This window comes from Frondihabitans sucicola (assembly GCF_030296615.1).
Lineage (GTDB): Bacteria > Actinomycetota > Actinomycetes > Actinomycetales > Microbacteriaceae > Frondihabitans > Frondihabitans sucicola.
This window is the reverse complement of sequence record NZ_AP027732.1, coordinates 812,866-826,063: the sequence shown is the minus strand read 5'-3', so window position 1 is coordinate 826,063 and position 13,198 is coordinate 812,866. Positions and strand designations below refer to the sequence as shown.

The 13,198-nt window shown below is 62.3% G+C and carries 16 protein-coding genes; 9 read left to right on the top strand and 7 right to left on the bottom strand.

Annotated elements, in window-relative coordinates; translation table 11 throughout:
• Positions 1–472: 472 nt before the first annotated feature.
• The 3 genes from QUE79_RS04370 to QUE79_RS04360 form a co-directional block, all read right to left on the bottom strand.
• Complete coding sequence (locus tag QUE79_RS04370) at positions 473–754, bottom strand: hypothetical protein (RefSeq protein WP_286345608.1); 282 nt, start codon at positions 752–754, stop codon at positions 473–475.
• Between the two features lie 571 nt (positions 755–1,325).
• Entirely contained in the window at positions 1,326–2,303 is a 978-nt protein-coding gene (locus QUE79_RS04365; RefSeq protein WP_286345607.1) for a helix-turn-helix transcriptional regulator, read from the bottom strand.
• Positions 2,304–2,393: 90 nt separating this feature from the next.
• Complete coding sequence (locus tag QUE79_RS04360; protein ID WP_286345606.1) at positions 2,394–2,978, bottom strand: TetR/AcrR family transcriptional regulator; 585 nt, start codon at positions 2,976–2,978, stop codon at positions 2,394–2,396.
• Positions 2,979–3,229: 251 nt separating this feature from the next.
• On the opposite strand from QUE79_RS04360, the gene QUE79_RS04355 reads away from it, so the two are divergent.
• The 3 genes from QUE79_RS04355 to sigK are packed head-to-tail and all read left to right on the top strand — an operon-like array spanning position 3,230 to position 4,410.
• Complete coding sequence (locus QUE79_RS04355) at positions 3,230–3,469, top strand: hypothetical protein (RefSeq protein WP_286345605.1); 240 nt, start codon at positions 3,230–3,232, stop codon at positions 3,467–3,469.
• A 20-nt stretch (positions 3,470–3,489) separates the two neighbouring features.
• On the top strand, positions 3,490–3,753 hold the full coding sequence (locus QUE79_RS04350; RefSeq protein WP_286345604.1) for a hypothetical protein: 264 nt from the start codon (positions 3,490–3,492) through the stop codon (positions 3,751–3,753).
• 39 nt (positions 3,754–3,792) lie between these two features.
• On the top strand, positions 3,793–4,410 hold the full coding sequence (gene sigK, locus QUE79_RS04345; protein ID WP_286345603.1) for an ECF RNA polymerase sigma factor SigK: 618 nt from the start codon (positions 3,793–3,795) through the stop codon (positions 4,408–4,410).
• Positions 4,411–5,034: 624 nt separating this feature from the next.
• Here sigK and QUE79_RS04340 read toward each other — a convergent pair.
• The gene (locus tag QUE79_RS04340) at positions 5,035–6,150 is read right to left on the bottom strand and encodes a cation diffusion facilitator family transporter (RefSeq protein ID WP_286345602.1); all 1,116 of its coding nucleotides are present in this window, start codon (positions 6,148–6,150) and stop codon (positions 5,035–5,037) included.
• On the bottom strand, positions 6,147–6,515 hold the full coding sequence (locus QUE79_RS04335; RefSeq protein ID WP_286345601.1) for an ArsR/SmtB family transcription factor: 369 nt from the start codon (positions 6,513–6,515) through the stop codon (positions 6,147–6,149). The genes QUE79_RS04340 and QUE79_RS04335 overlap by 4 nt, the downstream gene beginning before the upstream one ends.
• 162 nt (positions 6,516–6,677) lie before the next feature.
• On the opposite strand from QUE79_RS04335, the gene QUE79_RS04330 reads away from it, so the two are divergent.
• Positions 6,678–6,965: a YkvA family protein gene (locus QUE79_RS04330; RefSeq protein ID WP_350271631.1), complete on the top strand. Its 288-nt coding sequence runs from the start codon at positions 6,678–6,680 to the stop codon at positions 6,963–6,965.
• Between the two features lie 201 nt (positions 6,966–7,166).
• Here the strand turns inward: QUE79_RS04330 and QUE79_RS04325 are convergent, their stop codons facing one another.
• Together QUE79_RS04325 and QUE79_RS04320 are read right to left on the bottom strand one after the other, a co-directional pair.
• Entirely contained in the window at positions 7,167–7,451 is a 285-nt protein-coding gene (locus QUE79_RS04325; protein WP_286345600.1) for a hypothetical protein, read from the bottom strand.
• A 993-nt stretch (positions 7,452–8,444) separates the two neighbouring features.
• Positions 8,445–8,831 carry a VOC family protein gene (locus tag QUE79_RS04320; protein WP_286345599.1) on the bottom strand — a complete coding sequence of 129 codons (387 nt, stop codon included), beginning with the start codon at positions 8,829–8,831 and terminating at the stop codon, positions 8,445–8,447.
• A 345-nt stretch (positions 8,832–9,176) separates the two neighbouring features.
• On the opposite strand from QUE79_RS04320, the gene QUE79_RS04315 reads away from it, so the two are divergent.
• From QUE79_RS04315 to QUE79_RS04300, 5 genes are all read left to right on the top strand, one after another.
• On the top strand, positions 9,177–10,397 hold the full coding sequence (locus QUE79_RS04315) for a toll/interleukin-1 receptor domain-containing protein (protein ID WP_286345598.1): 1,221 nt from the start codon (positions 9,177–9,179) through the stop codon (positions 10,395–10,397).
• Positions 10,398–10,496: 99 nt separating this feature from the next.
• Positions 10,497–11,135: a recombinase family protein gene (locus QUE79_RS04310; RefSeq protein ID WP_286346837.1), complete on the top strand. Its 639-nt coding sequence runs from the start codon at positions 10,497–10,499 to the stop codon at positions 11,133–11,135.
• Positions 11,122–11,457 carry a DUF3024 domain-containing protein gene (locus QUE79_RS25210; protein ID WP_350271630.1) on the top strand — a complete coding sequence of 112 codons (336 nt, stop codon included), beginning with the start codon at positions 11,122–11,124 and terminating at the stop codon, positions 11,455–11,457. Before QUE79_RS04310 ends, QUE79_RS25210 begins: the two co-directional genes overlap by 14 nt.
• Positions 11,417–12,397 (top strand): nuclease-related domain-containing protein, encoded by a 981-nt coding sequence (locus QUE79_RS25205; RefSeq protein ID WP_350271629.1) that lies wholly within the window; start codon positions 11,417–11,419, stop codon positions 12,395–12,397. Before QUE79_RS25210 ends, QUE79_RS25205 begins: the two co-directional genes overlap by 41 nt.
• A gap of 448 nt (positions 12,398–12,845) precedes the next feature.
• Positions 12,846–13,172, top strand: a complete 327-nt coding sequence (locus QUE79_RS04300) for a hypothetical protein (protein ID WP_286345597.1) — start codon at positions 12,846–12,848, stop codon at positions 13,170–13,172.
• Positions 13,173–13,198 lie beyond the last annotated feature (26 nt).

Sequence of the window (13,198 nt, the reverse complement as noted above, 5' to 3'; positions counted from 1 at the left end):
TGTCCTTTCAGATCCCATTTTCTTCCTCGGGATCGTTGTGGTCGTGGTGGTGTTGGGAGCGCTCCGAATCTGGCTCGCTCGCGACCGCAAACCCAGGTAGCGACTTATGTCCAACGATGAGATGAAACGACGGCGAGGCCCAGCAACCTCGTGGCTCGTGGCGTATGTGGCCGCGGGTGTTTGGCTCGTCGCAGCCTTGGTAAGTCTGTTCTCCGTGGAGAAAAACCCAACGATATGGGTAACGCTGCTGAACTTCCTTCCGCCACTCGTGTTTGCCGCCCTCGGCACATACGGGCTCGTGTGGAGTCGGAGGCACCCCGACACGGAAAAATCTGTCGAATAGTTGGAAGAGTTCTGCTTCAACTGCTTCTGCTAAACGGTTCTTGAAAAAGCGATAGGCAAAGCAGAAGGGCCGCCCACTTGGGCGGCCCTTCTGCTTTGCGTCTGCTGGCTTCGCGGCAGTCGGGAGGACCTACAGCGCGTGTGGCGCCACCCGTCGAAACCATCGTTGTAGCGCGCCTGCAACAAGCGGCGGCGCGGGCAGGCAGATGGGATCGTCCTTGGCTGATGCAAGGGTGAGCGTGAGTGTTCCCTGGGCGTCGGTCACGTCCCACCAATCATTGTCCGTGAAGCGGATCTGACGGGAGACGTGCGTGGTTGTCGTTGGAAGATGGAGGACCAGGAACGAACCGAAGTCACACACCTCGAAAGTAAGCCCGCCGGTCGTCCATTTTGTACAGTTGCGCATCTCCACGTCGGAAACCTACGGGGTCACCGGAGCGCGAGACAAGGCAGTTTGCCGTAAGAGGCTGTGCAGAGCCGCGTCCGAGTCAAGTAAAGCAATGCTCGAAAGCTGGACGAGGACGGTTCCGGCGCGGGAGAGGGTCGTCGCGGGAGGCGTCGCCCGCCAGCAAGCGTCGACGAGCTACCCGACGAAGGGGGCCGCGCTCGCACAGTCCCGCAGCAGCAAACCGCCGAAAGCACGCCACAACAACAGGACCACACATGAAAACCAGCAGCGCGTCCGGCCTCAGCCGATAGCCCTGAGACAGCGTCGGCTGCTGCGGCCGGCGAGGCGGCTGTGGCAGCCGACGCGGTCTGGTGCGTGTCGCACACGGTGGAGTGTGCTTGCTCGCGCTCGACGGGGTTGCAGTCGGTTGTCATCGTGGAGTTGAGTGGGCTGCGGGGCCGACACGGTTGAGCTGGACGACGATGTCGTGTGGGTTGACGATGTTCGTTTTGGTGTGGGCACGTGGTCAAGACGACCGTGTCACTATCGACCGCAATCTGCTGACGTTGTTTGTGTCGAGGACGTGATGCGTCGTTCATCCGGGCAGAGTTGATTGGCGGGGCGTTGCCTCCAATGTCGTGGAGGGGGATTCTCCGAAGCGTTCGCCGTAGGCTTTGGCGAATCGGCCGAGGTTTCCAAAGCCCCAGCGTCGGGCGATCGTCGCTACCTGCCCGGGTCCCGTTGTTGTGAGGTCCTGATGGGCTCGGTCCAGGCGGACACCGCGCAGGAATGTGTTTGGTGTCATGTCGAGGTGGCGTTGGAAGCCTTCTTGGAGGGCGCGGATGCTGATCCCGGCGGCGGCGGCGATACTCGTCGTCGTGATCGGTAGATGTGCGTTGGCGTGGATGTACTCGATGGCGGTGCGCAGGTGCGCGTTCTTCGCCGATTCAAGGACTGCCGTGACCGTGGTGCGGGCGGGAGGGAACATGCCGAGAAGCGCGACCGCGGCGAGCCGGGTCAGTTCGGCGTGCAGGAGGGGGCTGGATGCCTCGTCGCGGACTGTCCGTGAGACCAGGGCGATGGTGTTCCGCCACGCACGAATCGACGCATCGGATGGGGGCACGGTGTGATCGAGATGCACCGCCTGAACGGCGGTGCCGCGCTGGGCCGCGACGATGCCGTCGAGGGTGGCGCGGTCGAAGTGGACGAGATTCTGCTTCACATCGATGAAATCGAAGACGAAGGGTCGATCGGTGGTGAACACCATGGGTTGCCCGAGGTCGAGTTGCGCATCGAGGCGGCCGACGTCGAAGTGGCCGCGCCCTTCGGTGAGCCAAGACACGACGTACTCCTCGGCCGGCGCGATCTCACCCGTGACGTGCCCGTCGAAGCGGGTAGTCCTGAGTGTCATGGCCGCGTCGCCGATGGCCGTGTGCCGGTAGAAGAAGGGTCGGTCGGAACGTTCGGCGGCGAACGTGTTGCCGTTGTAGCCGTCTTGGAACAGGTCGATGGCCTGGCCGATATCGGTGCCGTCCAGGTCGATGTGGACGCGGGGGTCCGGGACGGTCGACACAGGAGGATCATGACACACCGCGCGCCAGCACCCCTGGTTGTCCGCGTTAAACGGCTAGGCGTCGTTTCGGGGCTTGTGCTGTGGCTGCGGTCACAGGTCGAATCCGCCCGGGCCTGATTCTTCTTGGTAGAGGGCGATGAGCATGGCGGCGGCGGAGCGGGCTTCGCGCGCCGGCGCGATGGTCCGCGTCAGGGCTGCGGTCACCTGGGCGCCCTCGGCGAGGAGCGCGATGCTGGTTCCGGCGCTTTCGGGAAGGCCGGCCTCGAGGGCGAGACGCGTGACGAGGTCGATGAACACGTTTTTGTGCTTGGCGGCGTAGTCGGCCGCCCAGGGGATCTCCGGGCCGAGTTCGGCGTATACGTTCACGAACGCGCAGCCGTGGAACGTGGGTTCGGCGAACCAGGTTTCCAGGTAGCTGAAGATGGAGAGGATCTTGTCCCGCGGATCCGCAGACGGCGCCATGGCATCTGCGAGGTGCCGGTTCCAGGCCGCATGCCGGTAGTCGAGGACGGCGACGATGAGGTCGTCCTTGTCCCGGAAGACGGCATCGAACGCGGCACGGGTGCGGTGCGCGTGCGCATCGATGGCGTCGATCGTCGTCGACCGGATGTGTCCGATGGTGAAGAGGTGGTCGGCGCTTCGGATGAGGGCGACCCGGTCAGAGGCGTCCTCCACGACGGTAGTGGAGGGGTGGGGCATGAGCTCTCTTCCGGTGGTTGGCCACTCCGAACCCTAGACGCTCGCAACCGAACCGACGACGAGATGGAGAAGCTGGGCACAAAGCGCGGATTCCCCTGGCCGATAAACGCGGGAACCTCCCGTAGCGCATCCGATCGCACCGGCGGAGGAACGCGGACTTCTAGATTCAGTTCTGTCGGACGGTATTCATCCGGCCGGTGAGGCAAGCGCCTCAAGAAGGAGCAGCCATGTCCGACATCATCGCCCCCAACACCCGCATCGCGACCGCCAGGCGCCACGTCGCCGCTGCGGCTCGCGTCCGCCTCGTTCCGACCAGCGGCTTCACGTACGCACCCAGGGGCCGTGCCAGCATCGCGCCGACGTTCGTCGCCCGGCATGCCGCCGGCGTCACCGGGATCAGCGCAGCCGCGGCTCTGGTCGGTAGCTCCGCCACAGCCATCGCCCTGATGCTCGGCCTCGGCCGCTGATCACGACGGCAGAACCCGAAATGACGACTACCAGCCTTCGCGGCCTCGCCCACGAGCAGCTCCTCGACCACGTCACGGACGCGATTCGGGCAACCCAAGCCGACGCGAGCCTCTACCTCCGCAACGCCCATGTGCCCGCCGCGCGCATCCACGGCTACCCAAAACAACGAAAGCTTCCAGAAGCGCGCCTCGCGCCGGTCACGCAGCTTTCGGCCCCCGCGGACGTCAGCTACGCGGACTTCCTCCGCATCGGCCCCAGCGCCACCATCGACCTCGCCGTCTAATCGGCTCGCTATTCACTGCCTCCTCCTGTCGCTGCGACCGTGTCGCACCAGAACAGCACTCGCACCCAGGGACTCATGCCACCACTCCCGGCAGCGGCCGAAACCGCACTTGCCAGCAACGACGAACTCCTTCTTCTCATCGCCCAAGGCGACCAACGTGCGTTCGCGACGCTCTACGACCGAACCGCTTCCCGCGTGCTTGGCATTGTGTCTCAGTGCCTCCGCGATCCCGCGCAATCAGAGGAAGTGACCCAAGAGGTCTTTCTCGAGCTCTGGCAAAACGCCGCCCGCTTCGACGCGTCAAGAGGCAAGGCCCTGTCCTGGATGCTCACCACCGCCCGCAGGCGCGCCATCGATCGCGTCCGCTCGTCGCAGGCATCCCGTGACCGCGACCTGGCCGTCGGCATCCGGGAACTGCCAACCCCCTACGATCAGGTCGCCGAGTCGATACACATCCAATTTCAGACCGCGGAGGTCTTAGAGGCGATGACCCGGATCACGGCCCTTCAGCGCGAAGCAATCCAGCTCGCCTACTTCGGCTCGATGACGATGGCGGAGATCGCCGACCAGCTCGGAGTAAGTATCTCCACCGTCAAGACCCGTCTCCGCGACGGACTCATCGCCCTGCGCCGACACATGCTTCCAGACGTCGCCTGAATCCAATTGAAACTCCCTGTCCACGTCTTTTTCACCACTGGTTGGTGCCGTATTTGCACGCTCGTCGCCGGGGTCATGAGAAACCGCGTCGGGTCCGTGCCAGCGTCTTGAGAGTCGACGAAATCACCGCCAGCCGCCGCGGCCGTTAAGACGCGATCTGCGAAAGCGCCTTGTACGACGGGCGGGACGAGGATCTGGTGGCCGTTGATGTGCACGAGATGCACCATGGAAAAACCTGTCATCGGGGCAATCTAAGGGGGACCCACTTCGGGCGTGACGGGGTGCCGTGAATTTGAAGATCGGGCCTGTCACAGGGAGGCCAGCGCTTCGTGATTAGTTGTGGCCAGAGGCGCGGGGTGGGGTGCTCGTCCAGTGTCCTTGCGATTCGACGTCGTCCCAGGTTGTGCCTGGCGCGTTGAGCATCAGCCAGGTTTCGGCGAGTTTGCCGTCGCGGATGTTGTCGTACTGGAAGCCGGCTCGGAGGTGCGGTTCATGATGGGTCTTCCGTCTCGGTCAGGATGAGATCGCGCCCAAGGCCAGATTGTCGGCGCAGCCGGATCTTGGGGCTACATCACCTGCTACCCCCACGGGGTATGCAGCCCTGACCAGAGGCTAACGGTCTGGTCACGGGCGGTGTTCGTGGCCTGTGTGGTCGTGGTGCTCCGTGGTGGTGACAGTGCGGAGCATCATGTCATCGAGGTTCGGGACGTCGTGGGTGACGTGGTGTCCGGCTTCGTGGGCGATCCGCTCCGCAGTGGCCAGGGTGGTGTCGGCGAGGACGAGGGTAGCGGCTCCTTGGAGTCGGTGCCCGACCCAGCGCAGCTGGATCTTGGGCACGGAGAGGACGCCGGGGGTGTGTTCGAGGGCGTGGCGTGCGCGGTCGACGAGGTCGGGCTCGATGCCGTCCATGAGGCGCCGGCCGATGCTTTTGATCGTGCCCCAGAGAAGGACGATGATCGCGGCGGAGATGATGATGCCGATGATCGGGTCCGCGAGCGGGAACCCGAGCATCACCCCGATGGCTCCGAGGACCACGGCAAGGGACGTGAACCCGTCCAGGCGGGCGTGGACGCCGTCCGCGACAAGGGCGGCGGAGCCGATTCGCTGGCCGACGCGGATGCGGTAGATCGCGACGAGTTCGTTGCCGGCGAAACCGATGAGCCCCGCGAGGGCGACGAACCAGAGGTTGTGCAGGTTTTGCGGGTGGAAGAGCCGGTTGATGGACTCCACTGCCGCAACGACCGCGGACAGGGCCACGACGGCAACGATGAACAGGCCCGCGAGGTCCTCGGCGCGACCGAACCCGTAGGTGTAGCGGCGGGTCGCGATGCGGCGGCCGAGGATGAACGCGATCCACAACGGCACCGCGGTCAAAGCGTCAGAGAAGTTGTGGATCGTGTCCGCCAAGAGTGCGACGGACCCGCTGATCAGGAAGATCAGGAATTGCAGGATCGTGGTGCCGAGGAGGATGAACAGGCTGATCTTCAGCGCGCGGACGCCCTGCGAGCTGGCCTCGAGCGCGTCGTCGATCGAGTCCGCGGCGTCGTGGGTGTGCGGGACGAAGAGACCGTAGAAGAATCCCTTGATCCCGGTCGGGTGAGAGTGCCCGTGACCGTCGTGATCGTGGGAGTGGCCGTGCTCTTCATCGTGGGAGTGCTCGTGGGTGCCTTGATCGTCTTCGTGATCGTGATCGTGCGTGTGTGCGTCGGTGTTGTGCGGGTGGTCGTGGTGGGTGCTCACGCCGTAGCCTGTTTGTCGATGGGGTGGTGGTGCCGAGGAGACCCACCGAGGCTGTGCTCGGCTTGGAAGATCGCGTCACTCACCAGCTGGCTCGCGTGCTCGTTCGCGAGGCTGTAGAACACGCGGGTGCCGTCCTGCCGGGTCGACACGATCCGGGCCAGGCGAAGCTTCGCCAAATGCTGCGACACCGACGCGGGGGTCTTGTCCAGGATGTCGGCCAGGTGGTTTACCGACAGCTCCTCGCCACGGAGGGCAAGGATGATCCGGACCCGGGTGGCATCCGCGAGCATCCCGAAGATCTCGACCGCCAGCTCCACGTACTGACTGTCCGGGTTCCACCCACATTGCTCACTAGCTGCATTCATACGCAGATTATTGCATTACTGTGGCGTGATGACCCCGTGGTGGCAGGTGCTTCTCAGCGTGCTGGGGGTGTCGTCATTCTGTATGGGCTTCTGCTTCTCCTGCTCTGGCGAGAACAACGCCACCACCCCGACGCTGCAACACTCCGTGACCTGCTCCGGCTCGTGCCCGATGTCATCCGCCTTGTCAGGCGACTCGCCGCCGACCGGACGGTCTCTATCGGAGTACGCGTCTGGCTCTCAATCCTCCTGGTGTACCTGGTTTCACCGATTGACCTGATTCCTGATTTCATTCCTGTCCTCGGCTACGCCGATGACGCGATCATCGTTGCCCTCGCCCTTCGATTCGCCGCCAGGAAAGCCGGCCGAGCGAAGATCGAGGAACACTGGCCAGGAACTCCGCACGGACTCGTTGCCGTACTTCGACTCGCCGGGCTGACCACCGACATCTAGCGCGGAGCCCAAGAACACAATCTCTGCCCGATAGCCGGTCGCTCCCGGACACAACCTCGACGCCGGTCGCGGGCCACGAGTACTCAGGAAATGTGGAGTTGATCCCTAAGTGGCGGCGTTCTGTGATCGCTCATTGGTGGGTGCTGCTGCACGGTGACCAACGTCTACCGTGCGGCCGGCCTGGCCTTTACCGGGGAGCCCTCATCGTTCGTGCTTGATCGCGTTGTAGATGATGCTGGGTGCGGAGAGGATCACCAGTAGCGTAGCCAGCACGGGAACGACGAGGCGCCAGGCATCCTGCGATGAGATCGATGTAGGCAAATTGAGGAAAGCCGTCACAGCGGCGATGACCCAAAGAGCAGTGAGAGCGATGCTCACCGGGAGCGAGGAAGTGGCGACCCACCAGGGCTGGTCGTGACCAGGCGCAGGCGGCAGTTCCTCGCTTCCTAATCCCAGCTGCTCTAAGCCGTTCTCGGGATCCTCCATAGGCCAGACGATAGACCCAACCGGTACTTTGACCGGGCGCTCGGCGAGCGTTCGACAGGGAACCTCTATCGGGCATCCGCCGCAAGCGGACGAAGGGATTTCGACTAATACGTTGGAAACTGCGATAGAACGAGGCCGTGGGCCTGCAACTGTGGATTGATTGGCCACTCCGAGTCACGAGGCGCGGTTTACGAATCGATGGAAGACAGGCAATGAGATGGCGAAGAAGCCACTGATACCGACTGCCCGAGACGGTCAGAGCCCCTGGCCTCTGTTTGGGCTGGGGTGCTTCACCTTTGCCCTCGCCCTGTTGGGCCTCCTGACTCCATTTGGCCAACAGACCAGCGTCGGAGGGTTTCCCATATGGATTGTCAGCATCTTGCTTTTAGTTTTCACCGCGTACCTCTGGGCGATCGTCGGCAAGACTCAAATGGAGCGAAGGAAGTGACCAGATTGCCGTTCTCGATGTTGCTGTCGCTGACGTGAAGGCCGTCGTTCGCCTATGCCGATAGCCGAACCCCTTCGTTCGATGTCTTTCCTGTAAGGGCGGGACTGGGCAGAATCGGACCATGACCCTCCCGACTTGGCCGGTAGCAGGCGCCTTGACGTTATCGGTGTCAGCCGGCGTCGTTCCAACCGTTCTGGCCGTGATCGTCGGTCTCGGGTTAGCCGTCGTGAGCTGGGTTGTTTTGGGGCGACGGCGAAAGTGATCGAGAAAGGCAGCGTCCGTGGATCCTTCTGAACGTAATCGAAGGAATCGAGCCTCGGTTCCGCCGGGGACTTCGTTGTTCCTGGGGGCATTCTTCTTGGCCATAGGCGTAGCTGTGCTGATTTTCCTTCCGCAGCACTCTTTCCTGCCACTCCCATTTTTGACACTGGCCTTTGGGGCCCTGGGTCTTTTCATGCTCGTCAACGGAATCGTTGGCTACATCCGAAAAGGACGAAGCCGGACCTAGTAAAGACCGGCACGGAAGCCGAACCCCTCGCGTCCCGTCAGGCTTCGACAGTGAGCACCTCAAACCTGTTGCCGAAGCCGTCGCGGGCATGGAAGCGTGCATACCCCTCAAGCGTGTCCCGCTCTGCCCACGAAACTTCAAAGCCGCCGGACTCAATTCGCTGGCCCATCGCCTCGAGCTCGTGAATTGAGTCAACAACCAACGCCGGGTGTGCTTTCTTCGCCGGCACGAAGGGGTCGTCGACGCCCAAATGAATTTCTGCAATGACGTTCTTCCCGGAGAAGGCTCGGAACCAGCAGCCGCCGCGGCCAATAAGGGACGCGGGCTTGTCGACCTCCGTGAGACCCACCGCATCACGGTAAAAGAGTCGTGCAAGCTCCTCTTGAGCTGCCGGCATCGAGACCTGAACATGGTGCAGACGCATTTCGTCCTCCAGAAGTATCTTGACGTCAAGATACTCTTGGAGGAATCACGTTCGCAAGAGACGAAAAGTCGGCGGCTCTTGGGCGGCACGCAAGACGGACGACCACCGCTCCCCAACCCTCATCGCCTCGAGAAAGATCACTGCGAGCAAGCGGATGCACGTTACCCCGTACGGTGACCATGCGCGGTGACCGGGGGTCAACTGCAACCGTCAAATCAGTGCCGTAAGGCATGGGTTTCGGCACACGACAGTATTGGGACACTAAACCGATCGCAATGGCTACCGAGAGTCGAGGTAGTGTCATGATTTGAATAAGGCGCACACGAAGAAGTGGAAGAAGAGCTAATGACCGACAACACGGCAGCACCTCGGGTTACAGATCTGGCAGGAGTCATCGATGCGAACCCGATCACCCCCGAACTGCAAGCTGCCACAGGCTCTCTAAATCAGGATGCCGACGAAATCACGGTGTTTCTTAGTTACGCCCACGCCGATGAGGACGCCTACCAAATGATGAGCCCATTTAAGGAGTTATTGGGGCACTTTGTGTACTCGAAGTCGGGTAAGAAGGTCCGCGCGTTTCTCGATCGGGACAGTCTTGAATGGGGCGAATATTGGGGAGAGCGACTAGACGCCGAGATATTGGCGGCATCCGTTTTCATTCCTCTGCTGAGCGCAAGTTACCTGGATAGTGACAACTGCCGCCTAGAGTTCAACCGCTTTCAAAGTAAGGCAACTGATCTGGGGGTCCGAGAACTCCTATTGCCAATCCTTGTTCTGGACGCACCTGCAATCTTCAACGACCAGTCGACGGATGACATCGTGCGCGAGGCGAGGGCTCGGCAGTGGGAGGTGATCGAGGAAGCGGTCTTGACGGATCCCGGGTCGTCTGAATGGAAAAAGACTATGTCTCGCCTAGCCGCTCGATTTGTTAGGTCGTATCAAGTCGCAGAATCGCATTTGGCTACGCTGAGCCAAACACCGCCGCAGAACGAAGAAGAACTGATTCCTGGCGCAAATGGCGATGATGATGATGATCTGGAGGCGCCGGGTCTTGCTGACTTGTTTGCAACGTTTGAGCAAAAGACGACGGCCCTTACTCAGATAGCTGAGGAAATGGGTCCGGCAATTGAGGATCTTGGGAACGCAGCAGAGGCTGCTGGTCCGCTTAAGGACAATCCCGGCGTGAAGGATGTTCAATCTTGGACTTTCCGCTCTGCTCAAGCGTTCAGCGCCCCAGCCGAAAAAATTAGTTCGATTGGCGAACAGTTGTTTCTGGCAACAAAGGATCTCGACATCGACATGCGCGAGTTTCGACGGATTGCTCAAGAAGCGCCCGTCGAGCTGGGTTTCATCGAGACCTACAACTCAATGATCGAGGGACTTTCTGGAATGGGTGAAGTCGTCGGAAACCTCGATTCCCTTCTTGATTCGTTGAAGCCTGTCGAATACTTTTCCGTCGCCCTACGCAAATCCCTCCGACCAGCACGACGGGGCGTCACCCGAGTTACTGACAGCATTCGCCTCATAGAGACTTGGAAAGAATTGGAGCCGGCGGGCTCCTAAAACCCTAGGGATATGGGATGTCCCACCGAGTGTCGGATCTCGAGGTCGCGAGACCTGGGATTCCGGCGCGCCCCAATTCCCATATCTATGTGCCAAAAGTTGAATGCAGGTGTTCATCATTGGTTTTGGGACACCAGGAGGCCCGGTTCGGGGAAGTTGATTGGGTACGCCCGGGTATCGACGAAGCAGCAGGCAATTGATCGGCAAGAGCTTGATCTTCTCGCGGCCGGCGTGCGTCGGGATGACTTGTATGTGGATCAAGGGGTTTCGGGTGCTCGAGCGTCGACGCCCGCGTTTGATCGGGCCCTGGACGCGATCCATGACGGAGACACTCTGGTCGTGACGACGCTTGATCGCCTTGGCAGGTCGACGCAGAACATGCTCGACTTCGCCGAAGGCCTTCGGGCACGATCGGCAGGGCTTCGAGTGTTGAACCTTGGGGGAGGGGACGTGGACACGTCGACGCCGATGGGGTCGATGGTGTTCACGGTGATGTCGGCCCTGGCGCAGATGGAACTCGACATCAAGCGGGAGCGGATCACCGATTCGGTTGCTAAGCGGCGCACGGCCGGTGGGGATCTCGGCGGCCGGCCGCAGAAGGTGTCCGACCGGCAGATCCGTAACGCGCTGCATCTGATCGAAGAGGGTGAGTCGACGGCGCAGGTCCTTCGGGACCTTGGGCTGACCCGGTCCACCTTTTACCGTCGCGCCAGGGAGGCGTCTCGTGCCAGTTCCTGAACTCGACCTGCGACGCATCAAGAAGTGGTGCAAACAGGAGACATCGCCCCTGCACGCTGACCAGCTCCGCGTCGAGGCCGACGTGACGTCGACGGCCGTCACCATCGTGGAGACGCGACCGCCATGGGATGACCCGACTAGCGAGTGGACGAGGGACCCAGTGGCCCGGCTTCGGTACACGGCCACGACGGGGGAGTGGAGCCTGTACTGGCGGGACCGGCACTTGCGCTTCCACCGCTGTGACCAGGTGCCACCGACGAGACAATTGCAAGTTTTGCTGGATGTCGTCGCCGAGAGCGGCGATCCGATCTTCTGGGGCTGACCTCCGCGTTCTCATGGGGGCTCGATCGCAATTCAGACATTGCCCCGGACTGGTGGCATCGGTGCGGATGGCTCTGCTCCTACGGTGGAAGTGGGGCCGCGCACGGTTGCGCACCCGACTGAGAGGGGTGCTTATGTCGGATCTGACGCTTTCGAGCCGTGTTCCCGGAGAGTCTCTGATGGCGGCCCTTCGAGACGCCATCGGGCCCGAGGCGCCGCCCTCTTTCGCGGCGCGACTCTTCGGACGCCACCCGATTCCTTCGTCCGCACGCAGTTGGTACGTCGGGCTACTCGGGGAGCAGGCGGTCGCGGAACGGCTCCTTCGGCTTCCCGAAGGGTGGTTGGTGCTGCACTCGGTGCCAGTGGGAGATCGAGGCAGTGACATCGATCACGTTCTCGTGAGCCCATCCGGTCGCGTGGTGACGGTAAACACGAAACACAGCCCAGGCGGGAAAGTGTGGGTCTCGCCCAAGGCATTCCTGGTGAACGGGCAGCGGCAACCATATTTGCGCAATTCCAGCCACGAGGCCGCCCGGGCGGCGAAGCTGCTCTCTGCAGCGGCGGGCGGAACGGTTGATGTCCTCGCCGTCATCGTTACTGTCGGCGCGACCTTGACACACAAGGGCGAACCCAAGGACGTCGCAGTGGTCACGCTCGACCAGCTCGTGCGGTTCCTGATCCGAACGGTGTCACCCCCGCGGGGCTCCATCTCAGGGGAACTCGTCCGTCACGCAGTCCTTCAGCCCCGCACGTGGGCGCCCCGCCAACCGGTGCCCACGCCATCGGTGGAAGACACCGAATGGTTCGTGGGATTGCGAGAGCGTGTTCGGGTCGCCGCTCGCAGGCGAACTGCTTGGGTCCTAGGAGCCGCCTTAGCCGCACTGGGTCTGCCAGTTACCGCCGTCGTGCTCACCGTCGCAGGCACCGGCCTGCACCGTTGACTGGTCTGCCGGACAACACGGGCCGGGCTGGGCCATCCGTAGAGCTCCCGGTCCAAACTGAACCTCGGCACAAGGACAGGCTGTCGTTAGGCTCCGAGTAATCCTGTTGACCCGAACGACGGAGTTCCCCCATGACCACCACCCAGAACGATGCTGCCACCCGCTGGGCTGCAGCCGCGAAACTCGCGGACGGCGTGACCGATGACGGCCTTCACAAGCGCCGAGCCCGGGTGTTTTTGCAGGTGGTTGCCCTCATCGTCGGAAGCTGGATCGTCGGCGTCGTCATCGCGCTCATCTTCATTCCGCACGGATCCGGCCACGACACCGCCGGGTCCTCCGACGTGCAGACCCAACAGCTCATCGCCCAGTTCGTCTTTCTTGGCCTCGGCTTCCTCGTCGGCATCCTAGGTTTCATCTGGGCTAAACGCACCGGCCACTACATCACGAGGTGGCGGGCCGTTGCGAGCCCCTCAACCGGAAGGAGAAGAAAAGCGTCCGCCGGCAGATCAGCGGCAAAGAGCAGCCCGACCAGACACATCTCGGAATCGTTGTGGCGATCGCACGCCAGAACCGGCGAGCCACCCTCGGCATCGCACCCATCTATGCCGCGCTGGTCCTCTTTGCCATCGCCACCGCCGTCGGCTCCAACGATCTCCTCATCAAGCTCCTCGAGCTCGCGGTGTCCTTGATGTTCGTCGTCGTCGCCATCCAACTGGTCGTGCTCTATCGCCGAGGGGGCCGTTTCATCGACCGCTACTCAGTCGAAACCGAATGAGAGTCCGGGGAGCGTCCTGCGAGCAG

Coding starts and splice junctions, on each gene's coding strand:
- QUE79_RS04355 (WP_286345605.1), top strand. CDS start 3,230: ATGTCCGACATCATCGCCCCCAACACCCGCATCGCGACCGCCAGGCGC.
- QUE79_RS04350 (WP_286345604.1), top strand. CDS start 3,490: ATGACGACTACCAGCCTTCGCGGCCTCGCCCACGAGCAGCTCCTCGAC.
- QUE79_RS04335 (WP_286345601.1), bottom strand. CDS start 6,515: ATGAATGCAGCTAGTGAGCAATGTGGGTGGAACCCGGACAGTCAGTAC.
- QUE79_RS04325 (WP_286345600.1), bottom strand. CDS start 7,451: ATGGAGGATCCCGAGAACGGCTTAGAGCAGCTGGGATTAGGAAGCGAG.
- QUE79_RS04320 (WP_286345599.1), bottom strand. CDS start 8,831: ATGCGTCTGCACCATGTTCAGGTCTCGATGCCGGCAGCTCAAGAGGAG.
- QUE79_RS04315 (WP_286345598.1), top strand. CDS start 9,177: ATGACCGACAACACGGCAGCACCTCGGGTTACAGATCTGGCAGGAGTC.
- QUE79_RS25205 (WP_350271629.1), top strand. CDS start 11,417: ATGTCGTCGCCGAGAGCGGCGATCCGATCTTCTGGGGCTGACCTCCGC.